The organism is Streptomyces sp. NPDC033966, assembly GCF_055575955.1.
Map to the genome: position 1 here is coordinate 56225 of NZ_JBVIRQ010000021.1, position 23962 is coordinate 80186.

The 23962-nt window shown below is 73.0% G+C and carries 19 protein-coding genes and 3 pseudogenes; 14 read left to right on the plus strand and 8 right to left on the minus strand.

The features are described 5' to 3' along the window. Window positions 1-131: 131 nt before the first annotated feature. Together ACZ518_RS36280 and ACZ518_RS36285 are read left to right on the plus strand one after the other, a co-directional pair. Window positions 132-1808, plus strand: coding sequence for a PucR family transcriptional regulator (locus tag ACZ518_RS36280; RefSeq protein WP_469117310.1), 1677 nt, complete (start codon window positions 132-134; stop codon window positions 1806-1808). 192 nt (window positions 1809-2000) lie between these two features. After that, window positions 2001-2756, plus strand: coding sequence for a hypothetical protein (locus ACZ518_RS36285; protein WP_469117325.1), 756 nt, complete (start codon window positions 2001-2003; stop codon window positions 2754-2756). Window positions 2757-3119: 363 nt separating this feature from the next. On the opposite strand, the gene ACZ518_RS36290 is transcribed toward ACZ518_RS36285, so the two are convergent. After that, the gene (locus ACZ518_RS36290) at window positions 3120-3791 is read right to left on the minus strand and encodes a GntR family transcriptional regulator (RefSeq protein ID WP_469117326.1); all 672 of its coding nucleotides are present in this window, start codon (window positions 3789-3791) and stop codon (window positions 3120-3122) included. Window positions 3792-3981: 190 nt separating this feature from the next. On the opposite strand from ACZ518_RS36290, the gene ACZ518_RS36295 reads away from it, so the two are divergent. Both ACZ518_RS36295 and ACZ518_RS36300 read left to right on the plus strand, forming a co-directional pair. Next, a complete protein-coding gene (locus tag ACZ518_RS36295) occupies window positions 3982-4851 on the plus strand; it encodes a (2Fe-2S)-binding protein (RefSeq protein ID WP_469117311.1) in 870 nt (289 codons plus the stop codon). Window positions 4852-5043: 192 nt separating this feature from the next. Then, complete coding sequence (locus ACZ518_RS36300; protein WP_469117312.1) at window positions 5044-6102, plus strand: DUF2637 domain-containing protein; 1059 nt, start codon at window positions 5044-5046, stop codon at window positions 6100-6102. Between the two features lie 56 nt (window positions 6103-6158). On the opposite strand, the gene ACZ518_RS36305 is transcribed toward ACZ518_RS36300, so the two are convergent. The 5 genes and pseudogenes from ACZ518_RS36305 to ACZ518_RS36325 all read right to left on the minus strand — a co-directional run bounded on the left by ACZ518_RS36305 (window position 6159) and on the right by ACZ518_RS36325 (window position 11643). After that, window positions 6159-6593 carry an ATP-binding protein gene (locus ACZ518_RS36305; protein WP_469117313.1) on the minus strand — a complete coding sequence of 145 codons (435 nt, stop codon included), beginning with the start codon at window positions 6591-6593 and terminating at the stop codon, window positions 6159-6161. 138 nt (window positions 6594-6731) lie between these two features. Beyond that, a pseudogene (locus ACZ518_RS36310) lies at window positions 6732-7763 on the minus strand (thiamine pyrophosphate-dependent enzyme); the annotation flags it as partial. 183 nt (window positions 7764-7946) lie between these two features. Beyond that, a complete protein-coding gene (locus ACZ518_RS36315) occupies window positions 7947-8516 on the minus strand; it encodes a hypothetical protein (RefSeq protein WP_469117314.1) in 570 nt (189 codons plus the stop codon). Window positions 8517-9563: 1047 nt separating this feature from the next. After that, window positions 9564-10298, minus strand: a pseudogene (locus ACZ518_RS36320) (thiamine pyrophosphate-binding protein); the annotation flags it as partial. 67 nt (window positions 10299-10365) lie between these two features. Continuing rightward, window positions 10366-11643, minus strand: a complete 1278-nt coding sequence (locus ACZ518_RS36325; RefSeq protein ID WP_469117315.1) for a protein phosphatase 2C domain-containing protein — start codon at window positions 11641-11643, stop codon at window positions 10366-10368. Window positions 11644-11899: 256 nt separating this feature from the next. Here ACZ518_RS36325 and ACZ518_RS36330 point away from each other — a divergent pair, with 256 nt between their 5' ends. Together ACZ518_RS36330 and ACZ518_RS36335 are read left to right on the plus strand one after the other, a co-directional pair. Beyond that, complete coding sequence (locus ACZ518_RS36330; protein WP_469117316.1) at window positions 11900-12856, plus strand: helix-turn-helix domain-containing protein; 957 nt, start codon at window positions 11900-11902, stop codon at window positions 12854-12856. 24 nt (window positions 12857-12880) lie between these two features. After that, window positions 12881-13372 carry a DUF456 domain-containing protein gene (locus tag ACZ518_RS36335; protein ID WP_469117317.1) on the plus strand — a complete coding sequence of 164 codons (492 nt, stop codon included), beginning with the start codon at window positions 12881-12883 and terminating at the stop codon, window positions 13370-13372. A gap of 708 nt (window positions 13373-14080) precedes the next feature. On the opposite strand, the gene rsgA is transcribed toward ACZ518_RS36335, so the two are convergent. Continuing rightward, complete coding sequence (gene rsgA / locus ACZ518_RS36340; RefSeq protein ID WP_469117318.1) at window positions 14081-15163, minus strand: ribosome small subunit-dependent GTPase A; 1083 nt, start codon at window positions 15161-15163, stop codon at window positions 14081-14083. A 344-nt stretch (window positions 15164-15507) separates the two neighbouring features. On the opposite strand from rsgA, the gene ACZ518_RS36345 reads away from it, so the two are divergent. Then, the gene (locus ACZ518_RS36345) at window positions 15508-15906 is read left to right on the plus strand and encodes a VOC family protein (RefSeq protein WP_469117319.1); all 399 of its coding nucleotides are present in this window, start codon (window positions 15508-15510) and stop codon (window positions 15904-15906) included. A 78-nt stretch (window positions 15907-15984) separates the two neighbouring features. On the opposite strand, the gene ACZ518_RS36350 is transcribed toward ACZ518_RS36345, so the two are convergent. Next, complete coding sequence (locus ACZ518_RS36350) at window positions 15985-17109, minus strand: YihY/virulence factor BrkB family protein (protein ID WP_469117320.1); 1125 nt, start codon at window positions 17107-17109, stop codon at window positions 15985-15987. A 17-nt stretch (window positions 17110-17126) separates the two neighbouring features. Between ACZ518_RS36350 and ACZ518_RS36355 the strand changes: the two genes are divergently transcribed. The 7 genes and pseudogenes from ACZ518_RS36355 to ACZ518_RS36385 all read left to right on the plus strand — a co-directional run. Continuing rightward, entirely contained in the window at window positions 17127-18770 is a 1644-nt protein-coding gene (locus tag ACZ518_RS36355; RefSeq protein ID WP_469117321.1) for an acyl-CoA dehydrogenase family protein, read from the plus strand. A gap of 400 nt (window positions 18771-19170) precedes the next feature. Further along, window positions 19171-20445, plus strand: coding sequence for a GAF domain-containing protein (locus tag ACZ518_RS36360; protein ID WP_469117327.1), 1275 nt, complete (start codon window positions 19171-19173; stop codon window positions 20443-20445). Window positions 20446-20450: 5 nt separating this feature from the next. Beyond that, window positions 20451-21014, plus strand: a complete 564-nt coding sequence (locus ACZ518_RS36365) for a GNAT family N-acetyltransferase (RefSeq protein WP_469117322.1) — start codon at window positions 20451-20453, stop codon at window positions 21012-21014. A gap of 542 nt (window positions 21015-21556) precedes the next feature. After that, window positions 21557-21640, plus strand: coding sequence for a putative leader peptide (locus ACZ518_RS36370; protein ID WP_312847410.1), 84 nt, complete (start codon window positions 21557-21559; stop codon window positions 21638-21640). 219 nt (window positions 21641-21859) lie between these two features. Next, entirely contained in the window at window positions 21860-23566 is a 1707-nt protein-coding gene (locus tag ACZ518_RS36375) for a nitrite/sulfite reductase (RefSeq protein WP_469117323.1), read from the plus strand. Then, complete coding sequence (locus ACZ518_RS36380; protein WP_125815005.1) at window positions 23563-23742, plus strand: hypothetical protein; 180 nt, start codon at window positions 23563-23565, stop codon at window positions 23740-23742. The genes ACZ518_RS36375 and ACZ518_RS36380 overlap by 4 nt, the downstream gene beginning before the upstream one ends. Continuing rightward, window positions 23739-23962, plus strand: a pseudogene (locus ACZ518_RS36385) (phosphoadenylyl-sulfate reductase); the annotation flags it as partial. The gene ACZ518_RS36380 and the pseudogene ACZ518_RS36385, both read left to right, overlap by 4 nt.

The following is a 23962-nucleotide window of genomic DNA, read 5'->3' on the forward strand; positions in this document are numbered from 1 at the left end:
GGTGCAGTCACCGAAACCATGAAGGAGTTGGCTGGCGGCCTCCTTCGTCTTGTAGATTCGTATGAAAGGCAGGATGCGACGACCTGCCCGATTTCCAACGGCAACATTCGAGACAGATCGGCGGCGACATCATGCGGCTGCGCGCACTGCTGGAAACCGAGGCGCTGGGGCTGCGGCTGCTGGGCGGCGAGGAAGAACTCGACCGGACGGTCCGCGGGGTCATGACGACCGACCTGAGGGATCCCAGCCGATACCTGACCGGGGGAGAACTTGTTCTCACCGGCCTGGCATGGCGAAGAAATTCAGCCGACTCCGAGCCATTCGTACGAATCCTCGCGAGCGCGGGAGTGGCCGGCCTCGCGGCCGGCGAAGCGGAACTGGGAGACATCCCGGACGATCTGGTTTCGGCCTGCGTGCGCAACCGGCTGCCGCTCTTCGCGGTGAACGAGGACGTTGCATTCGCCACCATCACGGAGTACGTGGTGCGGCAGGTCTCCGGCGAGCGCGCGGGCGACCTCGCGGCGGTCGTGGACCGCCACCGGCGTCTGATGACCTCGGGCCCCGCGGGCGGCGGACCCGATGTGGTGCTGGATCTGCTCACCACGGACCTCGATCTGCGGGCCTGGGTGCTCTCCCCCACCGGCCGGCAGATCGCCGGAGCGGGCGAGCCGCTGGCGCCGGGGATCTGCGCGACGCTGGCGAGCGAACACCTCGCGGCGGTCCGGACGGGCCGCAGGGGCCCGCACCGGCTGTCCATCCAGGGTATTACGTACTCCCTCTTCCCGATCAGGGGACACGGTCGCGGCCCTGGTCAGGCCACCCGCGACGTGCGCGAGAGCGTGCTGTCGGACTGGCTGCTGGCCGTCGAGGCGGACGCGGGCGACTGGCCCGCCGAGCGCCTGGACCTGCTCCAGGGCGTCACCCAGCTCATCGCGGTCGAGCGGGACCGCCGCGACGCGGCCCGCACGGTGCGCCGCCGGCTGGCGCAGGAGGTGCTGGAACTGGTCCAGACGGGCGCCCCGCCCGCCGAGATCGCCGCCCGCCTGCGGGTGGCGGCCCCGGTGCTGCTCCCCGGTCTGGGCGCGGCCCCGCACTGGCAGGTCGTGGTGGCGCGGGTGGACTGGGACGGCGGGGACATCCCCGGCGGCCCGGTGGCCCAGTCGCTGCTGGAGGAGATCCTGGTCGACCCGTCGATGTCCGGCCCCGAGCCGTCCGACCGGATCGCGGTGGCCCACTCCGGTGACGAGGCGATCGCGCTCGTGCCGCTGCCCGCGCCCTCCGGCGACGCCGGGGAGGACAAGGGCCCGGACTCCGCCCTGCACGCCGACGCGCTCCTGGCGGCCGTACGCGAGCCCCTGGCGGCCGGTCTGGCCGACGACGGCCGGCTCACCCTCGGCGTCAGCGCGGCCGTGCACTCCGCCGAGGGGCTGCGCGGGGCGCTGGAGGAGGCCCGGCACGCCCGCCGGGTCGCGGCGGCCCGCCCCGGCCGGGTCTGCGCGGCCGGGCACCACGAGCTGGCCTCGCACGTGCTGCTGCTGCCGTTCGTGCCGGACGACGTCCGCCGTGCCTTCACGGCCCGTCTGCTGGACCCGCTGCGGGACTACGACCGCCGGCACCGGGCGGAGCTCATCCCGACCCTGGAGGCGTTCCTGGACTGCGACGGCTCGTGGACCCGCTGCGCGACCCGGCTGCACCTGCACGTCAACACGCTGCGCTACCGGGTCGGGCGAATCGAGCAGCTGACGGCGCGCGACCTCTCGCGCCTGGAGGACAAGCTGGACTTCTTCCTGGCACTGCGCATGAGCTGACGCCCGGGCCCTCCCATCTGCGCACTCCCCACGGAGGGGCCGGGCGGGGGCGGCTGACGAGCCGTCCGGACTTTGTGAAAGAGTTCACCCGACCCCTTGGCCGAGGCAGCCGATCCGTGCTCTCATTTCGCCCCAGGGCTCAACGACGTGCTGCTTGGTTGCTTCGGGGAGGGCAATGTGGCGGATACCGCCATGTCCGGTGCGGGATCAACGGGGGGCGACGACCCCCTCCAGCGGGCGATATGGCGGCTGCGCTCGCGCGGCTGTTGGACGGACGCGGCGGCCCTGCTGACGCCGCACGCGCACGACGCGGGGGCGGCGGTGCAGCGCACCGCGCTCCTGGTGGAGCGGTGCCTGTTCACCGGCCAGGGCTGGCCCGACGCGGAGGACGCGCTGCGGGTGGCCGAGGCCGTGGCCCGGGACGACGACGAACGGGGCGCGGCGGCCTGCGAGCGGGGCCAGCTGGCGTACGCGGCGACCGTGCTCGGCGTACGGGACCGGGCCGACGAGGCCCGCTCGGCGCTGGGCCGCGCGGCCGCGCTGCTGTCCCCGGCGTCGCGGACGCGCCCGCTGCTGGACTTCCGGCGGGGCCTGGTCGCCGAGCACCTGGCGGACGCCCCGGAGGCGGCCCGGCCGGCGTACCAGCGCGCGCACGCGGGGGCGGTGACCCACGGGGACACCCTGCTGCTGTCGTTCACCTGGCGGCACCTGGCCGCGCTGGCCCTGCGGGACGGCGAGGTCGCCGAGGCCCGCCAGGGCTTCGCGGAGTCCCTGCGGATCCGGGAGGACCTGGGCTTCCTGGTCGGTACCGCGCCGGCGCTGGCGGCCCTGGCCGAGGTCGAACCGGAACCCGAGGCCGCCCGGCTCCGCGCGGAGGCCCGCCGCCTGTTCCACCTCCTGGGCGGCATCCCGACCTGGCTGGCGGACCAACTGGCCCCTGCGGCGTAACCGGGGACCGGGCGGCACCCCGGGACGCACCAGCCCCACCCGCGCAGCCCGCGGGCCCGGGGGGCCCAGGGTGGCCGCGGGGCCCAGGGTGGCCGCGCAGCCCAGGGGCCCGCGCAGCCCGGCCCCGCGGGGCCGGGCTCTCTGCGGGGCTTGTCCCCTACCCGCCCTTCGCCCGTTCCTCCCCCAGCTACCGCTGGGAGGTGCCCCCAGCGCCTCAAGCGCCGGCGGGGCTGGGTTTCGCGCAGCGAAATTCCAGCCCGCGCGGCGATTGAGCGCAACGGGGTCCGGGGCGGAGCCCCGGGGAACGGGCGAAGGGCGGGGCGGGGAGCAGCCCGCGCAGCGGAACCGGCCGCCCCCGGAGGGCTAGGCGCCGGCGAAGTGGGCCCGGACCAGGGACTCCACCGCCGGGAGGTCACGCGCGGCCAGCGCCTCCAGCAGCGCCGAGTGCTCGGCCGCGTCGGCCATCAGGTCGCCCCGGCGCACCCGCGGAGCACCCGGCAGGGGCCACTGGGCGCGCCGGTGCAGTTCCTCGGCGATCCGCACCAGCTGGCCGTTGCCCGACAGGGACAGCACCGCCCGGTGGAAGGCCCGGTCGGCCTCCGCGTACCGGGGCAGATCCCCCTCGGCGGCCGCCTCCGCGGCGGCGAGGGCGGCCGGCCGCAGGGATTCCCAGGTCGCGGCGGGCACGGACCGGGCCAGCCGGAGCATCACCGGCACTTCGATCAGCGCCCGGACCTCGGACAGCTCCGCCTGGCCGCGGGGGGTGCGGGTGAGCACCCGGAAGCCACGGTTGGGCAGGCATTCCACCGCCCCCTCCAGCGCCAGCTGCTGCATCGCCTCGCGGACGGGGGTCGCGGAGACCCCGAACCGCTCGCCGAGCGCGGGGCCCGAGTAGATCTCCCCCGGCACCAGCTCCCCGTCCACGAGGGCGGCGCGCAGCGCGTCGAGGACCTGCCCGCGCACGGAATGGCGCAGCACCTTCTGCGGCGGGATCAGGGGCTCCCCCACCGCCTCGTACTCCGATTCCGACACCAGGGCGTGGGCCGCTCCGTGCACTCGGTCCTCCTCCGGGTCTCGACCGGTTCCGAGGATAGGTGACGGGCCCCAGGGCGTCGTGGGCGTGACCCGGACGCGACCTGGACGCGGCCCGGGGCTCCCCACGCCGCCCGAGATCAGCTAAGGTAAGGCTTACCTTTCTTCACGACGCGTGATTCGGTGGTCCGCCATGCCCGGCTCGGCTGTTCCCGCCCCGCTCCCGTCCGCACCCGCCCCGGCCGGCTCTCCGGTGGCGCGTGCGTACGAGCGCCTGGCGGCCGCCTGTCCGGGCCTGCGGGCCGAGGAGCGCGGCGCGCACGAACCCCTCCCTCGCGGTGTGGGCTGGGTCGGCGCGCACGAGCTCGCGGCGGGCGGGGCGGCCCTGGACGCCCACCTCGCGTGGGACGAGGCCCAGGTGCTGCGGGACTACGGGTGCCGGGCGCGGCCCGACGTGGTCGCCGGGTTCGGCCTGCACCGGTACGCCTGGGGGGCCTGCCTGCTGATCACGGCCCCTTGGTTCCTGGAGCGCCGCGTGCCCCGGCTGCCCGTGGACCGGGTGGCCTTCCACCGGACCCGGGGGCTGATGTCCGTACGCGTCGAGGAGTTCGCCTGCCTGCCGGACGACCCGGCGGCCTCCCTCCCCGGGGCGCGGGTCGTGCCCGGCGAGGAGGCGCTGCGCGAGGAGGTGCGGGCGGCGGTGGCCCAGCACCTCGGACCGCTGCTGGAGGGATTCGGCCCGCGGATGCGGCGCGGCCGCCGCGCGCTGTGGGCGATGGCCGCCGACGAGGTCGTCGAGGGGCTCTGGTACCTGGGGAGCCTGCTCGGCGAGGAGCAGCGGGCCGTGCGCGAGCTGGAGCTGCTGCTGCCGGGTGCGCTCGCCCCGTACACGGGAGCCGCCGGCTTCCGCACCCTCTCCGGCCCCGGCGGAGCGGAGCTGACCACCCGGGACCGGGCGAGCTGCTGCTTCTTCTACACGATCCGCCCGGAGGACACCTGCACGACCTGCCCGCGCACCTGCGACGCGGACCGCGTCACCCGGCTCACGGCGGCCGTCGGCTGAACCCACCCGTGCGGATGAAGTGGATTCGAACTCAACTCGGCCTTCACGAGCACCAGTTCGACCCACAACACCCTATCCGACGGGACCCGCCCCCCGATGGCGTCCACTTGCCCCGAAACCCACGTGCACCACTGACCGGCTGCGCCACTATGGCGCCCGGAAAGCCGCATACGCGAGGCAAGGGACATCCGCATGAGACTGACCGACATATCGCTGGACTGGCTGCTGCCCGGCAGCCTGTTGCTCCTGGGCGTGCTTGCGGCAGTGGCGGTGCTGGCCCGGGGCAAGCGTGAGGGCGAGAAGGCCGCGGCCGACGACAGCTGGGAACGCAGCGAGGAGCGCCGCCGCCGCAAGGAGGCCGTCTACGGGACCGCCTCGTACGTCCTGCTCTTCTGCTGCGCGGCCGTGGCCGCCGCGCTCTCCTTCCACGGGCTCGTCGGCTTCGGCCGGCAGAACCTCAACCTCTCCGGCGGCTGGGAGTACCTGGTTCCGTTCGGCCTCGACGGCGCCGCCATGTTCTGCTCGGTGCTCGCCGTCCGCGAAGCCAGCCACGGCGACGCGGCCCTCGGATCCCGGATGCTGGTCTGGCTCTTCGCCGGGGCGGCCGCCTGGTTCAACTGGGTCCACGCCCCGCGGGGTACGGGCCACGACGGCGCCCCTCAGTTCTTCGCCGGGATGTCGCTCTCGGCGGCGGTGCTCTTCGACCGGGCCCTCAAGCAGACCCGTCGCGCGGCCCTGCGCGAGCAGGGCCTGATCCCGCGCCCGCTGCCGCAGATCCGCATGGTCCGCTGGCTGCGGGCCCCCCGGGAGACCTTCGGCGCCTGGTCGCTGATGCTGCTGGAGGGGGTGCGCACCCTCGACGAGGCCGTGGACGAGGTGCGCGAGGACAAGAAGGAGCGCGAGCAGGACCGGCACCGCAGGCGGGAACAGCACCGCCTGGACCGCGCCCGCATCAAGGCGCTGGGCCGGCAGCACAGGGCGTTCGGGCGGGCCCGGGCGCGTCAGGTCGACCTGCCGGGGCTGACCCCCGGAACGGGCTCCGCGCCGGTCGGCGCGGAGCCGGCCATATCGGAAGCGGGACAGCTGCCCTTGCGACGAAGGCCCTCCCTGCAGGCCGTGAACGGAACCGAATCCCCTGATCCGTCCGGTCCCCGGACGGTGGACCTCACCGCCGAGGACGACACCCAGACGATCCCCCGGCTCGACTCCCTGGAGCGCAAACTGAAGGACCTGGAGCAGCAGTTCGGCTGACCGGACCGCTCGAGCACGGCGGCGGGGCACCCCCTGGGCGCCCCGCCGCCGCACGCTCAGGCCCGGGCCGCGCCCGCGGCCCCGAGCTCGAACCAGACGACCTTGCCGCGCCCCATCGCGAGCGGGTCCACGCCCCAGGCGTCGGCCAGCGCCTGCACCAGGACCAGCCCGCGGCCGTGCGTACCGTCGTCGGCGGACGGTACGTACGGCCGGGGCAGGCGCGCGGCGTGGTCGCGGACCTCGACCCTGAGGCGGCCGGCCCGGACGGTCGCGGACACCTCGGCGCCCTGGTCGGTGTGGACGAGGGCGTTGGTGACCACCTCGGTGATCAGCAGCTCGGCCACCTCGGCCGTCTCCCCCCGGCAGCGGTGACTCACCAGCTCCCGCAGGGCCCGGCGGACCTCGCCCACCGCCTTCAGGTCGGCCCGGCGCACACTGCGCGCCATCTCGGCGCGGTCCTGCTCGGCGCCCGCCGACGGCTCACGCGCCACCGGCCGCTCCGTCCTCCACGTCTTCCCGGTCCTCGCCCCCACCCGCACGACGACATACCTCCCCGTATCGCGCTGCCCGTGGTCTCGAACAGGTCTACGGAATGCATGCCCCCGGCGACGGTCCGCACTCCTTCGGGCTCAAGGCCTGGGCACGTTGCGGAGGTTGGATCGAGCCATCTGGATCATCCGGCCGACCCCGCCGTCCAGCACGATCTTGCTGGCGGACAGTGCGAATCCGGTCACCATCTCGGCACTGATCTTCGGTGGGATCGACAGGGCGTTGGGGTCCGTCACCACGTCCACCAGAGCGGGTCCCTTGTGCCGGAAAGCGTCCTTCAAAGCGGCCGTGAGCTGCTTGGGCTTCTCGACCCGGACCCCGTAGGCGCCCGCCGCGCGGGCGATCGCGGCGAAGTCCGGGTTGCGGTTCGTGGTTCCGTACGAAGGGAGGCCGGAAACCAGCATCTCCAACTCCACCATGCCCAGGGACGAGTTGTTGAAGAGAACCACTTTGACGGGCAGGTCGTACTGCACCAGGGTGAGGAAATCTCCCATCAGCATCGAGAAACCGCCGTCACCGGACATGGACACCACTTGACGGCCGCGGTCCGTGAACTGTGCGCCGATGGCCTGCGGGAGGGCGTTGGCCATGGAGCCGTGGCTGAAGGAGCCGATGATACGGCGCTTGCCGTTCGGGGAAAGATAGCGTGCCGCCCACACGTTGCACATGCCCGTGTCGACGGTGAACACCGCGTCCTCGTCGGCGAGTTCGTCGAGGACGGACGCCACGTACTCGGGGTGGATCGGCGTGTGCTTCTCCACCTTGCGCGTGTAGGCCTTCACCACCCCCTCCAGCGCGTCCGCGTGCTTCTTCAGCATCCGGTCCAGGAAGCGGCGGTCCTCCTTGGGTCGCACCCGCGTGTTGAGCGCGCGCAGGGTCTCCCGTACGTCTCCCCACACCGCGAGTTCCAACTGGGAGCGGCGGCCGAGGTGTTCGGGGCGGATGTCCACCTGGACGATCTTCACGTCGTCGGGCAGGAAGGCGTTGTACGGGAAGTCCGTGCCGAGCAGGACGAGCAGGTCGCACTCGTGCGTGGCCTCGTAGGCGGCGCCGTACCCCAGCAGGCCGCTCATGCCGACGTCGTACGGATTGTCGTACTGGGGCCACCTACGTATGTTCCTCAGCTGCCTCCGCCCCACCAAACGACGTGAGGAGGCGCCGGCTCAGCCGCTCGCCCTCGGCGGGACGGACACGGACGGGAACGTTCAACCGCTCTGCCGCCCGTGCCGCAAGGCGAAGACCCGGACCGACTTCGGGCACTTCACCACGCCGTTCTGACACACTCGCGCATGCGGCTAAAAGTCGCTCAGGCTCCCCGTCGCGCTCTCACCCAGATATGTGCCGGTTGCCTCATTTTTCAGCTTGTACTGAGGCCAGACGGTGTTCGTTTTAACGAGTTCGAGTTTCCAGATCTGGTTTGCCTGCTGCGTGAAGCCCCAGCCCTGCACGGGCGTTCCGTCCGCTTTGTCTGACTTCCTAACGTCGATGACATTGCCATTCGGATTGTGGAAGGTGATCAGGGCCTTGTCTTTGAGGTTGTTCACCTCGGCGGTGGAGCAGGACCCGCCCTGGTCAGGGATGGGCGTCCCGTCCCTGGGCGTTGCCCTCGAAGCTGCCGCGTCCACTTTGTCTGACCTCCTAAGGTCGATGACATTGCCATCCAAATTGTGGAAGGTGATCAGGGCCTTGTCTTTGAGGTTGTTCACCTCGGCGGTGGAGCAGGACCCGCCCTGGTCAGGGATGGGCGTCACATTGTGGGAGGTGATCAGGGCCTGGTCACCGTCGGCCGCGTGTGCTGTGGTGGGGAGGGTGATCGCCATTGCCGCCAGGGCGAGTACTGCGAGAGTACGTCGGGTGTTGATCATGTCGTAGCAACGATCACGGACCTACGCCGGTTACGAGGGAGTCGCCCTAATACCACGCGAGCCCCGCCCCCCTTGCTCTGCACCCGGGCGCCCCGAGCTGACCCGCGCCGGACTCCGAACGGCCATATAGGTGGGGCAAGTTCGCCGTTCCGCAGGAACATACGCACCTATGAATTGTCGTACTGAGGCTACCTGCGTATGTGACTGTCGGCCGGCGGACGCTGCATGGAGGACCGACACGAGAAGAAACACCCTGCGCCGCGTCGGCACCGCCCCCTCAAACGAGCGCGGGTGGGATCACGCACTAGCGGGTGGTCCACCAAGTCGCGGCGGACCCGGCTGCCGTGGTGATCAGCGCGACAATCCATTCCGGTACGCGCTGAACCGTCAAGTGGAGTCCGCCACAGCGGAGTTCGATCTGAGGGCGCTGCTCTGCGCTTCGCTTCATACCCACTAGTCCAGCACGCGGCCCAAGCCAGGAGTTCATTCGAAGGGGTGGCGAATGGTGTCGTTTTTTTAGGGGCGGGGACGCCGTTTTAGCGGGTCGTCAGCCAAGCCGTGAGCGCAGACCCACCAAGGGTCATCAGGACAGTCAAGAGCCTCACGGGGACACGCTGAAGAGTCATGCGGAACCCGCCGCATCGGATGTCCAGTGCGGGCGCTGTCTTGTCAGTGGTCATGGGCTGACGATGCGCCGCACCTCCGCCCCTGATCAACCGCTTCACAGGAACCATCCGCATGACGTCGCTCTATCCGCATCAGGCGAGTGCCTGACGCGCTTCCTGGCGGGCCCACCAGCAAGAATCGCGGTTGGTGCCACGACTCCGCAAGGAGACCCGACCCTGATGCGGATTAATCTGGATCTAGAGAACTATCCGCATCGAGCGGTTGCCTGGCCCCACACCCGAGAGGTAGATTTTCGCGGCGCCACACCGCCCCCACCCTCGTTGCACCCGAGCCGCCCGGGCAGCGAACAACGCGTTAGCTCCAAACACCTGTGCGGATAAAGGGAGTTCGCTGCCCCCACAGGAACATACGCACCTACGAATTGTCGTACTGGATCCACTCCTTGCCGCGCAGGGCGTGGCCGACGGGGGCCTTGATCCGGCCGGCGAACTCCATGACCTCGGCGTGCGCGCCCGCGGTGCCGCTGCCGCAGAAGAGCGTGACCCTGTCGGCCTCGTCGATCAGCCGCACCAGCTTCTCGATCTCCCCGTCTCCGGGCCGCACGGCCGGCCGGGCCGTCACCAGCGCGTGCTGCACCGCCCGCTCCGGGGCCGGCTGCGCGGCGATGTCCCCGGGCAGCGCGACGACGCTGACGCCGCCGCGGCCGATGGCGTGCTGGACGGCGCTCTGGAGCAGCCGGGGCATCTGCGCCGGGTTGGAGATCAGCTCGCTGTAGTGGCTGCACTCGCGGAACAGCTGGTCGGGGTGGGTCTCCTGGAAGTAGCCGAGCCCGATCTCCCCCGAGGGGATGTGCGAGGCGAGCGCCAGGACGGGGGCCATGGAGCGCTGCGCGTCGTACAGGCCGTTGATCAGGTGGAGGTTGCCGGGGCCGCAGGAGCCCGCGCAGGCGGCGAGCCGGCCGGTGATCTGGGCCTCGGCGCCCGCCGCGAACGCGGCGGTCTCCTCGTGGCGGACCTGGATCCACTCGATTCCACCCGTGCGGCGGATCGCGTCGACGACCGGGTTCAGGCTGTCGCCGACGACTCCGTACATCCGGCGCACGCCCGCGCGCACGAGGATGTCGACGAACTGTTCCGCCACGTTCTGCCTGGCCATGGAAGGACGCCCTCTCCTGTTCCCCGTCGAGCCGTGTGCGTCTTCCATCCACGCATGTCGCGTGCGGTTACGCCTCCCAGAGCGCGGCGGCCGTCCGGTCGTCGGCGTAGCCCTTGAGGCGGAGCTGGGTGTCGGCGAGGAAGGCCGCCAGGCCCGGCGGCTCCCCCTGCGACCAGCGGGCGGAGAGCTCGGCCGGGAGCAGGCTCTCCTCCCGCATGGGCTCCGCGAGGCCGCCCGAGCAGAGCAGCAGGGTGTCACCCGGGCGGGCCACGGAGGCCCGGAACCGGAAGCCGGTGGCGCCGGTCGCGCCGCCGTCCTCCTCCAGGTCCGTCCAGCGGCCCGCGCGCAGCCGGAAGACCCCTCCGGCCCCCGCGCCGAAGCAGATCCGGTGGGGGCAGTTCGGGTCCAGCGGCAGCAGGAGCCCGCGCAGCCCGGCGGTGTACGCCTCCTCGGCGAGCCCGAGCTCGGCGGCGCGGGCCCGCAGCCGCCCGTAGCCCCGGTCGGTGAGGCGCTGCAGCCCCGACAGCAGGGCCTCGCGCCGGCCCGCCCGGATGTCGTCGGCGAGCCGCTCCCGGCTGCGCCCGACGGCCGCCGCGACGAGGTGGCCGAGCTCGGCGGCGGCCTCCCGGGCGCCGGGGGCGGCCCGGTCGCCGCCGGCCAGCACCACCAGCACGAGGGCCTCGTCACCGCTGCCGAAGCGGGCGGTGAGCAGGAAGTCCCGCCGGGCCTCGCCCCGGTAGCGGGCGGAGTCCCCGCGCAGGGAGGCGGCCCGCAGGGTGTACGTCCCGTAGCGGGCGCCCTCCAGGACGGTGTCCGGGGTCAGGAAGTCCAGCGCGGCCGGGTCGGCGGCGGGCAGTGCGCCCGGCTCGGCGGCGTAGGTGGGGGCGCGGTCGCCGAGGTACCGCACCGCGGGCCGCTCGGGCCGCGCCGCGGGCGCGGGCGGCACGGCCACGTCCCCCTGCGCGTACCCGGTCTCCCCGGCCACCCGCGGGTCCGGCGGGGCGGGCGGGGCGGGCGGTTCCGGCGGGGCCGGCGGCAGGAGCGGTTCCGGCGGGGCCGGCGGCAGGGGCGGGGGCGGCGCGGGCGGTTCCGGCGGGGCGGCGGCCCGGTACCCGGGCGGTGGCGGCGGCACGGCCCCGGCCGGGGCCACCCCCGCGGGCGGCTCCCGGCGGGGGCCGGGCAGGGACGGCTCGGGCCGGGCCGGCTCCGCCGGTTCCGGGTCCGTCACGAGGACCGACGCCGAGCGGAAGCGCTGGTCCAGGGTGTCCCCCGGGTCGGGGGCGGGGCCCGCGTCGGGGTCCTCGTACAGCTTCTGCCACCAGTCCTGCGCGCCCTGCTGACTCATGCCCCCATTCTGGGCTCGACCGGGCGGCGGAAAACCCCGAATCCGGGAAAAGGGCCCATCGGGCCGCGACCCCGTGCCCCCTTCCCCCACTACCCGTACATACTGCCGGAATTGGTACGTCCGATCGGCTGTCCGGGAAGCCGGGGCGATACCGCCTTGGCAGACGGGCGGGGGATCCGGCGAAGATGGCGGCGGCGGGTTCGCGCCGTGGCCGCTTCCCGCCGGGAACGGCTCTGGGGAGTGGGGTGGGGACGGGTTGCTGGGAGCGATAGGCCTGGACGAGGGCCAGGAATCGGCGTACCGGGCGCTGGTGGCACTGGGGGCGGCCGAGGTGCCCGACCTGGCACACCGGCTGACGCTGCCGGTACCGCAGACGGAGCGGGCACTGCGGCACCTGGAGCGCCACGGGCTGGCGGCCCGGTCCTCGGCCCACCCCGGCCGCTGGGTGGCCGCGCCGCCGGGCGCCGCCCTCGGGGCCCTGCTGACCCGGCAGCGGAGCGAACTGGAGCGGGCGGAGCTGGCCGCGACGCTGCTGGCGCGGGAGTACCGGGCGGAGGCGGCCGAACCGGCGGTGCACGACCTGGTGGAGGTGGTGACGGGCGCGAGCGCCGTGGCCCGGCGCTTCCAGCAGCTCCGGCTGGGCGCGAAGGAGGAGGTCTGCGCGCTGGTGTCCGGCCCGCAGGAGGAGGCGGGGGACCGGGCGGCCGTACGGGGCGTCGAGTACCGGGTGGTCGTCGACCGCGAGGTGCTCACCCTGCCCACGGGCATGCGGGAGGCCTCCAGCGCACTGGCGCGCGGCGAACGGATCCGGGTGTCGGCGGCGGTCCCCACGGAACTGGTGATCGCGGACGGCAGCCTGGCCATGGTCTCCCTGACGGCGCGCGGGGCGGAGCCGGCGGCCCTGGTGGTGCACGCGTCGGGCCTGCTCGAATCGCTGCGGGGCCTCTTCGAGGCGGTGTGGCGGGAGTCCCTCCCGCTGCGGCTGGGCGTCACCGGCCACCCCGAGGAGGGCGACGGCGGCCCCGACACCACCGACCTGGAGATCCTCTCCCTGCTGCTGGCGGGGATGACGGACGCGAGCGTGGCCAAGCACCTGGAACTCGGCCTGCGGACGGTGCAGCGGCGCGTGAAGGGGCTGATGGATCTGACGGGCGTGACGACCCGGCTCCAGCTGGGCTGGCACGCGTACGAACGGGGCTGGGTGGCCCGATAGCCGGGGGTCGGTCACGCTGGGCGCATGGATCTGCCGCAGCTGCTCCTGGTGGGGGTGGTGCTGCTGCTCGGGGTGCTGGGGGTGATGGTCCCGGGGGTGCCGGGGACCTGGCTGGTCTGGGCGGGGCTGCTGTGGTGGTCCCTGCACGAGCGGTCCACCGCCGCGTGGGCGGTCCTGGTCGCCTCGACGGCCCTGCTGCTGGTGGCGCAGGTGGTGAAGTGGCAGCTGCCGCCGAGACGGCTGCGGGGTGTCGGGGTCACCCGCCGGATGGCGGCGTACGCGGCCGCCGGCGCGGTGGCCGGCTTCGTCCTGCTGCCGGTGGTCGGGGCGGTGCCGGGGTTCGTGGGCGGCATCTACCTGTGCGAACGCCGCCGGCTGGGCACGCACGGCGAGGCGTGGGCGTCGGTCCGGGCGGTGATGCGGGCGGTGGGGACGAGTGTGCTGGTGGAGCTGTTCGCATGCCTTTCGGTGACGGCGGCGTGGCTCGGAACCGTCCTGGCCGACCGCCCTTCTTGACGCCCCGCCGCCTATTCTTGACGCGCCGCACCCCTTCTTGACGCGCCGCACCCCTTCTTGACGCGCCGCACCCCTTCTTGACGCGCCGCACCCCTTCTTGACGCGCCGCTCGCGCGGTGCGGCGCGGGGGCGCCTTACCGGCTTCGCGCCGCTGCGCCGGCCTCCGGCCGTCCCCTCCTTGACGCGCCGCTCGCGTGGCTCGGCCGCAAGCGGCCTCCCCGGCTTCGCGCCGCTGCGCCGGCCTCCGGCCGTCGGACCCGGGGCGGGGTCGGGTTGGGTGGCGGGGGCCGGTGGGTCGGGTGCGGGCGGTATGTCGCTGCGCGGGCCTGGCCCCTCCCCGCCCTTCAACCGTTCTCGCCTCAAACGCCGGCGCGGCTTGGAAAGTCCGGCGTTCCGCGCCGGGCGCGGCTACAGACACGGCGCTACCGCGCCCGCGCCTCAAACTCCCCCAGCTACCGCTGGGAGGTGCCCCCAGACGGGGCTGGAAGTGCGCTGCGCGCACTCCAGCCCGCCAGGCGGCGTCCGGCCCCGGCCGGCGAATTCCAGCCTCGCCGGCGTTTGAGGCGCTGGGGGCACCTCCCAGCGGTAGCTGGGGGAGGGTCTGGGGGCGGAGCCCCCAGGGGTCCGGGGCGCAGCCCCGGGGAACGAGGGAAGGGCGGGTAGGGGACCGGCTCCGCGCAGCGGCCCCCACCCCCGCCCGGCCAAGCGTCAGCGGCCCCGCTTCGCCGCGTAATTGGCCCGGCCCACCGCCGACTTCATCCGCCAGTCCCGGGCGATCTCCGCCCGCAGCCGGGCGTCCGTCTTCGCGACGATCCGCTGGTTCTCGCGCAGCAGCTTGCGGTAGCTGTCCAGGCGGCGCTCCGGGAGCGCCCCCTCGGCCACCGCCGCGAGCACCGCGCACCCCGGTTCCGCCTCGTGCGCGCAGTCGTGGAAGCGGCACTGCTCGGCGTACTCCTCGATCTCCGAGAAGACCTGCCCCACCCCGGCCTCCGCGTCGAAGAGCCCGACGCCGCGCAGCCCGGGGGTGTCGATGAGGACGCCCCCGCCCGGCAGGGCGAGCAGGTTGCGGGTGGTGGTGGTGTGGCGGCCCTTGCCGTCGACGTCGCGGGTCTCCTGGACGTCCATGACGTCCTCGCCGAGCAGCGCGTTCGCCAGCGTGGACTTGCCCGCGCCGGAGATCCCGAGCAGCACGCTCGTGCCGTCGGCGACGACCGCGGCGAGCACGTCCGTGCCCTCCCCCGTGTGGGAGGAGACGGTCAGCACCTGTACGCCCGGGGCGGTGGTCTCCACGTCCTGGACCAGGTAGGCCAGCGTGGCCGGGTCCGGGACCAGGTCCGCCTTGGTCAGGACGACCAGCGGCTGCGCCCCCGACTCCCACGCGAGCGCGAGGAAGCGCTCGATGCGTCCGAGGTCGAGCTCGACGGCGAGCGAGACCGCGATGATGGCGTGGTCGACGTTGGCGGCGAGGATCTGCCCCTCGGAACGCTGCGAGGAGGTGGACCGTACGAAGGCGGTCCGGCGCGGCAGGTACGCCTTCACGTAGCGCGGGTTGCCGGTCGCCTCGACGGCGGCCCAGTCGCCCGTGCAGATGACCCGGAGCGGGTCGTGGGGGGTGACGAACGCGGTGTCGGCGCGGATCACGCCGTCCTCCGTCATCACGTCGCACTGGCCCCGGTCGACGCGTACGACACGGCCCGGGAGGAGTCCCTGGGCGGCGTACGGGGCGAACTCGGCGGCCCATGCCTCGTCCCAGCCGAAGGAGGTGAGGGACGGGGAGGAAGAGAGAGTCAAGGGGAACCCTTCACAAGGTGGCCCCGGCAGCGCCCGCTCGGCGGCGGTGCGAGGAGTGTGAGGTCAGCCGGAGACCACGGGGGCGGAAACGATGATGAACTCCTGAATGCGGGCAGTGCCCGTCACCGTGACAGTCATCAATGTCCTCACCTCCTGCTTCCTGATCCTCAAAGGCGGCCGCGGCAGGACGCCGTGTGCCGTTCCTGCGGAACCATAGCCCGCCCCGGAAGGCCGCACCACCGAATTAATCCCGGGGTTCCCGGCCCTCCACCCGGGGGTGGATTCCCGGCCCGATGTCCGTTTCCTTCAAGACCGCCGGACGGCAGCGCGCCTAGCCTGCGGGCATGACTCCACGACTCGACATGATCGGCCTGGTCGTCTCCGACATGGCCGCCTCGCTCGCCTTCTACCGCCGGCTCGGCCTGGACGTCCCGGCCGGTGCCGAGGCACAGCCGCACGTCGAGGCCGTGCTGCCCGGCGGGCTGCGGATCGGATGGGACACCGAGGAGGTCGTCCGGTCCTTCGACCCCTCCTGGACCCCGCAGCGCGGCGGGCAGCGCCGGGAGCTCGCTTTTCTGTGCGAGTCCCCCGCCGAGGTGGACGCGCTGTACGCGGAGCTGACGGGCGCCGGGTACGAGGGGCACCTGAAGCCCTGGGACGCCTTCTGGGGCCAGCGCTACGCGGTGGTGCTCGACCCGGACGGCTGCGGGGTCTCGCTGTTCGCGCCCGCCGACGCCGTGTAGGCCCCGAGGGTGGTCCCGGCCGGCGCTTCGGGGGCCGCGCACGGGTCCCCGCGCACACCGCCGGCCCGGGCCGGGCCGTCAGTGCTTGCGCAGGCGGGAGGTGTAGTCGTCGGGCGGCAGGAAGTTCGACCAGCGCTCGGGGAACTCCGAGGGCATCCCGGCGTCCTCGTCGTCCTCGGACTCCCCCTCGGCCAGGGCCCGCCAGGCGGCGGCACGGGCGACGAGCTGGGCGGCCTCTGCCTCGCGGACCCGCTCGTTGGCCTCACGGGCGGCGGCCGTGGCCACCGACGGCCAGACCCGGTCGATCGCGGCGTTGACGGCGGCGCCGACGAGCACCGCGAAGGCCGAGATGCCGATCCACAGCAGGATCGCGACGGGCGCGGCGAGGGACCCGTAGATGGTCGGGCCCTCCACCGTGTTGGTCAGGTAGATCCGCAGCAGGAACGATCCGAGCACCCACATCGCGAGTGCGACCAGCGCGCCCGGCACGTCCTCGATCCACGGCGAGCGGACGGGGACGGACACGTGGTAGAGCGTCGTCAGGAAGGCGATGGAGAGCAGGGTGACCACCGGCCAGTAGAGGACGGCGATCACCTCCGTGCTCCAGGGCACCAGGCGGACGACGGCGTCGGGCCCGACGACCATCAGCGGCAGCACGATCGCGCCGATCAGCAGGGCGATCACGTAGAGGAGGAAGGCGAGCAGCCGCGTCTTGACGATGCCCCGCTGCCCGTCGAGCCCGTACATGACGGTGATGGTGTCGATGAAGACGTTGACGGCGCGGGAGCCGGACCACAGGGCGAAGGCGAAGCCGAGGGAGATCAGGTCGGGGCGGCCGCGGCTGGTGACGTCGTCGAGCATGGGTCTGGCGATGTCGTTGACGCCCCGGTCGGACAGGACGGTGCCGACCGCGCGCAGGATGTTCTCCTCGATGCTGGCCACGGACTGGGTGTTCGTCCAGCCGTCCACGTAGCCGAGCAGGCCGAGCAGGCCGAGGAAGAGCGGGGGCAGGGAGAGCAGGGTGAAGAAGGCGGCTTCGGCGGCGAGGCCGAGGATCCGGTACTCGATGCACGAGTTGACGGTGTCTTTGAGGAGCAGCCAGCCCATCTTGCGCTTGGAGACGTTGCGGTAGAGGGCGCGGGCCCGGTGGAGCCTTCCCGGGCGTACCGGGATCCCCTCGGGTGTTTCTTTTGCTGGCTGCACGTCCTTACGGTATCCGCATGGCAGCCACCACCCACACAGTCAGCAACCAGGCCCCGCCGCTCGTCGGGTACGAGGTCTACCTCGGCGACCGGCCCCTCACCGAGGGCGTGGAGCGGCACCTCGCCGACGCGGCCCCCGAACTCCGGGACGAGGTACGGGAGGAGCTCACCGCGCTCGGCCGCACCGCGGGTTCGGCGCAGGCCCAGCAGTGGGGCCGGGAGGCGAACGAGAACCCGCCGGTACTGCGGACGCACGACCGCTACGGGAACCGGATCGACGAGGTGGAGTTCCACCCGTCGTGGCACCGGCTGCTGGGACACGCGGTCGGCGCCGGGCTGACGGACGCCTGGGGCCGTCCGGCCGGGCACCTGCGGCGGGCGGCGGGCTTCTTCCTGTGGTCGCAGGCCGAGGCGGGGCACGGCTGCCCGGTCTCGATGACCCACGCCGCGGTGCCGGCGCTGCGGACCGATCCGGAGCTCGCGGCGGAGTGGGAGCCGCGGCTGACCTCGCACGTGTACGAGGAGGGGCTGCGGCCGGCCGGGCAGAAGGCCGGGGTGCTCTTCGGGATGGGCATGACGGAGAAGCAGGGGGGCAGCGACGTCCGGGCGAACACGACGTCGGCGGCGCCGCTGGACGCGTCCGGGGAGTACGTGCTGACCGGGCACAAGTGGTTCTGCTCGGCGCCGATGTCGGACGGCTTCCTGGTGCTGGCGCAGGCGCCGGGAGGGCTGACCTGCTTCCTGGTGCCGCGGGTGCTGCCGGACGGGACGCGGAACGCGTTCGCGATCCAGCGGCTGAAGGACAAGCTGGGCAACAAGTCGAACGCGTCGGGCGAGATCGAGTTCTCCGGGACGTGGGCGCGGCGGGTGGGCGAGGAGGGCCGGGGGGTGCGGACCATCATCGAGATGGTCGCGGCGACCCGGCTGGACTGCGTGATCGGTTCGGCCTCGCTGATGCGGCAGGCGCTGACGCAGGCCGTCCACCACGCGGAGCACCGCTCTGCTTTCGGAGCACCGCTCATCGACCAGCCGCTGATGCGCAACGTCCTCGCGGACCTCGCCCTGGAGTCGGAGGCGGCCACCGCCCTGACGCTGCGCCTCGCGGCCGCGTACGACGCCGGGACCGACCAGGAGCGGGCCTTCCTGCGCCTCGCGGTGCCCGCCGCGAAGTACTGGGTGACCAAGCGGTGTACGCCGATGGTGGCGGAGGCCCTGGAGTGTCTGGGCGGCAACGGCTACGTCGAGGAGTCCGGACTGCCGAGACTGCTGCGCGAATCCCCGGTGAACTCCATCTGGGAGGGCTCGGGCAACGTGCAGTCCCTGGACGTGCTGCGCGCGCTGCAGCGGGAGCCGCAGGCCCTGAACGCGTTCCTCCAGGAGGTCGGGCTGGCCAGGGGCGCGGACCACCGGCTGGACGCGGCGATCAAGAACCTGCTGACGGAGCTGGCCGACCTCGACGGGATCGAGGCCCGGGCCCGCCGGGTGGTGGAGCGGATGGCCCTGGTCCTGCAGGGCTCGCTGCTGGTCCGCTGGGCCCCGCCGGAGGTGGCGGACGCGTTCTGCGCGTCCCGGCTCGGCGGTGACTGGGGGGCGGCCTTCGGAACGCTGCCGCACAGCCTCGACCTGGCGGGAGTGGTGGCACGGGCGCGGATCACGGGCTGACGGCGGTCCCCAAACCACCGTGCTCCCAGGCCGCGGTGGTCCCCAAACCATTACGCGGCCGCCGGAGCGCTCAGCACCGGATCCGAGCCCGTGGAGATGGGACCCGGGGTGGCGCCGCGCCGACTCGGCACCACCCCTGGTCCAAGAGCCCCGAGGAAGGAGCTGTCACGCCGCTCGGCGGCGTGCCGATAGTTTCGGTCGGGTGACCGGGGGTTGGCGAGGGTTGCATACCGTTGCAACCCTGCATTCCTTACGGCTCGGAATTCGCCCGCCGCATGTGCCCGGGAAGTACGCGCGTGCGCCACGGGGGGCGGCTTGCGCAGTACGTCCTGTTCAGCACGGGGAGGTTCCGGTGGCCCACACCGCAGGCAGCACGGTCGACGTGGCGCGCATCTCGGCCATGGACGCGCGGGAGGCGACGCGCCTGCTGAAGGGGGTGCGGGCCGCGGCGCTGGCCGGGGCCCGCCCGCCGGCCGCCCCCCGCCCCGAGATCGCCGAGTCCTGGCGGCGGATGCTCGCCGGCGGGGTGCACCCCGACCGGGACGCCCGCTCGCGGATGCTGTCCGCCGCCGAGACGGAGGAGCGCCGGCAGGTCTCGCCGCTGCGGGAGATCCTCCCGGTGCTGCGCGAGGGGCTGCTGCCCGCGCTGGACGAGGCCCTGCACATCATGGTCGTGGCCGACGCGGACGGGCGGCTGCTGTGGCGGGAGGGCCACCGGTCGATCCTGCGCAAGGCGGACCGGCTGGGTTTCGCGGTGGGGGCCGACTGGGACGAGGCCGTGGTCGGCACGAACGGGGTGGGCACCGCCCTGGTGACGCGGCGGCCGGTCCAGGTGTTCTCGGCGGAGCACTTCGTCTCCAGCCACCACGACTGGACCTGCGCGGGGGCTCCCGTGCACGACCCGAGGGACGGGCGGCTGCTGGGCGTGGTCGACGTCAGCGGGCCGCTCGCCACCATGCACCCGGCCACCCTGGCCTGGGTGAGCTCCGTGGCCCGGCTCGCCGAGCGGGAGCTGCGGGTGCGGCACCTGGAGTCCCTGGAGCGGCTGCGGGCCGTCGCGGCCCCGCTGCTGGCCCGGCTGCCCGGGCGCGCCGTGGCCGTGGACCCGCACGGCTGGACGGCGGCGGTGACGGGGCTGGCCCCCGCCGACCGGGTCGCCCTGCCGAAGGCGCTGGGCCCCGGGCCGGTGTGGGTCGCGCAGCTGGGCGACTGCGTGGCGGAGCCGCTGCCCGGCGGCTGGCTGCTGCGGCTGGCCGAGGCGCGGGGTGCCGCGGGTGCCGCGCCGGCGGTGAGCCGGGTGGTGCTGGACCTGAGCCGCCCCCGGTCCTGGTCCGCGACCGTGTACGGGGCCGCCGGCAGCTGGTCCCAGGAGCTGAGCCCGCGCCACGCGGAGCTGCTGTTCCTGCTGGCGGAGACCCCGCGGGGGCGTTCCGCGGCGGAGCTGGCCGCCGAACTGTTCGGGGACCCGACGCGGACGGTGACGGTCCGCGCCGAACTGTCCCGGGTGCGGCGGCACCTGGCCGGGGTGCTGACGCACCGGCCGTACCGCTTCGCGGAGGACGTCGAGGTGGAGCTGATCCGCCCGGCGGACCCGGGCCGGCTGCTGCCCCACTCCACCGCCCCGGCCGTGATCAGGGCCCGCCTGGGCCGCGGCGCGGCGCCCGTGGTTCCCTGAACGGCATGAGCACCATCACACTCACCACCTGGTCCCTGGAGATGACCTCCCCGTCGGACCTCGTCCCGGCGGCGGTACCGGGCCCGGACATCACGATCACCCGCGCGGAGGTCCCGTCCCCGGAGCTGAGCCGCTTCCTGTACGCCTCGGTGGGCGGGGACATCCACTGGACGGACCGGCTGTCGCTGACCCGCGCGGAGTGGGTGGAGCTGCTGGACCGGCCGGGAGTGGAGACGTGGGTCGCGTACGACCGCGGCACCCCGGCGGGCTACGTCGAGCTCGACCCGCAGCCCGACGGTGTGGTCGAGATCATGTACTTCGGCCTCCTGCCGGACTTCCGGGGCCGCCGCATCGGGGGCCACCTGCTGACCTTCGGCACCGCCCGGGCCTGGGACCTCGCGTCCCGCTGGCCGGACCGCGAGCCGACCCGCCGGGTGTGGGTCCACACGTGCAGCCAGGACGGTCCGACGGCGATGGACAACTACCGGCGCCGCGGCTTCAAGGTCTTCAGGACGGAGACGGAACCGAAGGAAGAAACCCCGACCCCGGGGCCCTGGCCGGGAGCGTAGCCCCTGGCCGGGGGGTGGCCGGGCCGGGGCGTTGCCCTGGCCGGGCGGGGGTGCGGGGTGCGTGCTGCGTAGCCCCTGGCCGGGGGGGGTGGCCGGTCCGGGGCGTTGCCCTGGCCGGGCGGGGGGTGCGGGGTGCGTGCTGCGGGGGCCGGGGTCGGGGACGGGGTGGTGTGTCGTCCGGGACGGGCTTCGATGTTCGGCGCCCGATCCGGATCCGGTTGGTGAGCGGTACCGCGCGCCGAAATCATCTCGTTTCAGTCCCGGACAACACCCCACCCCGCCCCCGCCCCCGACCGGCCATTTCAGCCTCGCCTGGGGGTACCTCCCAGCGGTAGCTGGGGGAGGAACGGTGGAAGGGCGGGTAGGGGACCTCGCCCCGCGCAGCGGCCCACCCACCCGCAGCCGACTCACCGGCCCGGGCCCCCCACCGGCGGCGCGTCAAAAAGGTGACCGGGGTCACGCGGTCTCATGATCCGGGACGACTTCGTCCGAATCGTGGACAGTAGTGGACTCCTCCAATCGGCACATGACACGCTTCGGCCATGAATGGAGCTGGAATTGCCTTGGTGAGTCGGCGGCACGTCGACCTCGGCCGCATGTCCAGCGCCATCTGTCCGGCACGCTGACGGAACCAGCACCCGCCGCACATCGCCGCAGTCCCCGCCGCCGCGGACGCGTCGATCACCCGCAAGCCCCCTGAGGCCGAACACTGCCCCCCGCCTGTCGGCAACCCCGACACACGGGCGGAAATCGGCCACACCTGCTCAGAGACTCCAGTGTGACAGGGGCGCGCCGCCGCTCCCCCCTGCCTCCACCTCGAGCCGTTGAAGAAGGACGTATCCGCCATGGCCGCCACCCCCGAATCGCCCGCAGCCGCCCCCGCAGCCGCAGCGCGCCGCAAGACCGGCCGTCATCGCGGCGAGGGCCAGTGGGCCGTCGGACACCACACGCCCCTCAACGGCAACGAGCAGTTCAAAAAGGACGACGACGGTCTCAACGTGCGGACACGCATTGAGAACATCTACTCCAAGGCCGGCTTCGACTCGATCGACCCCAACGACCTGCGCGGCCGTATGCGCTGGTGGGGCCTCTACACCCAGCGCAAGCCCGGGATCGACGGCGGCAAGACCGCGATCCTGGAGCCGGAGGAGCTGGACGACAAGTACTTCATGCTGCGCGTCCGCATCGACGGCGGCCGGCTGACCACCGAGCAGCTCCGCGTCATCGGCGAGATCTCCGAGGAGTTCGCGCGCGGCACCGCCGACCTCACCGACCGCCAGAACGTGCAGTACCACTGGATCCGGATCGAGGACGTCCCCGAGATCTGGCGCCGTCTCGAGGCCGTCGGCCTGTCGACCACCGAGGCCTGCGGTGACACGCCCCGCGTCATCCTCGGTTCGCCCGTCGCCGGCATCGCCCAGGACGAGATCATCGACGGCACCCCCGCCATCGAGGAGATCTACCGCCGCATCGTCGGCAACCCGGACTTCTCCAACCTGCCCCGCAAGTTCAAGTCCGCGGTCTCCGGCTCGCCGCTGCTCGACGTGGCGCACGAGATCAACGACATCGCCTTCGTCGGCGTGAACCACCCCGAGCACGGTCCCGGCTTCGACGTCTGGGTCGGCGGCGGCCTGTCCACCAACCCCAAGCTGGGCGTCCGCCTCGGCACCTGGGTCTCCCTGGACGAGGTCCCCGACGTCTACGAGGGCGTCATCTCGATCTTCCGCGACTACGGCTACCGCCGGCTGCGCACCCGCGCCCGCCTGAAGTTCCTGGTCGCCGACTGGGGCCCGGCCAAGTTCCGCCAGGTCCTGGAGGACGAGTACCTGAAGCGCAAGCTGACGGACGGCCCCGCGCCCGAGCAGCCCAGCGGCCAGTGGCGCGACCACGTCGGCGTGCACCAGCAGCAGGACGGCAAGTTCTACGTCGGCTTCGCGCCCCGCGTCGGCCGTGTGGACGGTGCCACCCTCACCAAGATCGCGGACGTCGCCGAGCAGCACGGCTCCGGCCGCCTGCGGACCACCGCCGAGCAGAAGATGATCGTCCTCGACATCGAGGCCGACCAGGTCGACTCCGTCGTCGCCGCTCTGGAGGCGCTGGACCTGCGGGTCAAGCCGTCCCCGTTCCGCCGCGGCACCATGGCCTGCACCGGCATCGAGTTCTGCAAGCTGGCAATCGTCGAGACGAAGGCGCGCGGCGCCTCGCTGATCGACGAGCTGGAGCGCCGCCTGCCGGACTTCGCCGAGCCGCTCACCATCAACATCAACGGCTGCCCGAACGCCTGCGCCCGTATCCAGGTGGCGGACATCGGTCTCAAGGGCCAGCTGGTCCTGGATGACGACGGCAACCAGGTGGAGGGCTACCAGGTCCACCTGGGCGGCGCCCTCGGCCTGGAGGCCGGTTTCGGCCGCAAGGTCCGCGGCCTCAAGGTCACCTCGGCCGGTCTGCCCGACTACGTCGAGCGGGTCGTCAAGCGCTTCGAGGAGGAGCGCGAGGACGGCGAGCGCTTCGCCGCCTGGGTCGGCCGCGCCAACGACGCGAGCCTCTCATGAGCGAGCGAGCCGCACCGTTCTACTGCCCGTACTGCGGCGACGAGGACCTGTTTCCCCACGAAACGGGTCACGGCGCCTGGGAATGCAGGGCCTGCAACCGAGCCTTCCAGCTGAAGTACCTCGGGCTGCTGGCCCGGGGTGTTCAGTCCAACACCGCTGGAGGGGACGAGATATGACCACTACTCAAGACGTGAGTCTCAGAGAACTGGCCGAGCAGGCGGGACGCGACCTGGAGGACGCCTCGGCGCTGGACATCCTGCGCTGGGCGGTGGACACCTTCGGGAAGAAGTTCTGCGTGACCTCCTCGATGGAGGACGCGGTCGTCGCCCACCTGGCCTCGCGGGTCGCCCCGGGGGTGGACGTGGTGTTCCTGGACACCGGGTACCACTTCGAGGA

Excerpts from the sequence above, each read along its gene's own strand:
- ACZ518_RS36295 (WP_469117311.1), top strand. The coding sequence starts at position 3,982 with ATGCCCGGCTCGGCTGTTCCCGCCCCGCTCCCGTCCGCACCCGCCCCG.
- ACZ518_RS36335 (WP_469117317.1), top strand. The coding sequence starts at position 12,881 with ATGGATCTGCCGCAGCTGCTCCTGGTGGGGGTGGTGCTGCTGCTCGGG.
- ACZ518_RS36345 (WP_469117319.1), top strand. The coding sequence starts at position 15,508 with ATGACTCCACGACTCGACATGATCGGCCTGGTCGTCTCCGACATGGCC.
- ACZ518_RS36315 (WP_469117314.1), bottom strand. The coding sequence starts at position 8,516 with ATGATCAACACCCGACGTACTCTCGCAGTACTCGCCCTGGCGGCAATG.
- ACZ518_RS36280 (WP_469117310.1), top strand. The coding sequence starts at position 132 with ATGCGGCTGCGCGCACTGCTGGAAACCGAGGCGCTGGGGCTGCGGCTG.
- ACZ518_RS36370 (WP_312847410.1), top strand. The coding sequence starts at position 21,557 with ATGAATGGAGCTGGAATTGCCTTGGTGAGTCGGCGGCACGTCGACCTC.
- ACZ518_RS36300 (WP_469117312.1), top strand. The coding sequence starts at position 5,044 with ATGAGACTGACCGACATATCGCTGGACTGGCTGCTGCCCGGCAGCCTG.
- ACZ518_RS36325 (WP_469117315.1), bottom strand. The coding sequence starts at position 11,643 with ATGAGTCAGCAGGGCGCGCAGGACTGGTGGCAGAAGCTGTACGAGGAC.
- ACZ518_RS36380 (WP_125815005.1), top strand. The coding sequence starts at position 23,563 with ATGAGCGAGCGAGCCGCACCGTTCTACTGCCCGTACTGCGGCGACGAG.
- ACZ518_RS36355 (WP_469117321.1), top strand. The coding sequence starts at position 17,127 with ATGGCAGCCACCACCCACACAGTCAGCAACCAGGCCCCGCCGCTCGTC.
- ACZ518_RS36365 (WP_469117322.1), top strand. The coding sequence starts at position 20,451 with ATGAGCACCATCACACTCACCACCTGGTCCCTGGAGATGACCTCCCCG.
- ACZ518_RS36285 (WP_469117325.1), top strand. The coding sequence starts at position 2,001 with ATGTCCGGTGCGGGATCAACGGGGGGCGACGACCCCCTCCAGCGGGCG.
- ACZ518_RS36360 (WP_469117327.1), top strand. The coding sequence starts at position 19,171 with ATGGACGCGCGGGAGGCGACGCGCCTGCTGAAGGGGGTGCGGGCCGCG.
- ACZ518_RS36375 (WP_469117323.1), top strand. The coding sequence starts at position 21,860 with ATGGCCGCCACCCCCGAATCGCCCGCAGCCGCCCCCGCAGCCGCAGCG.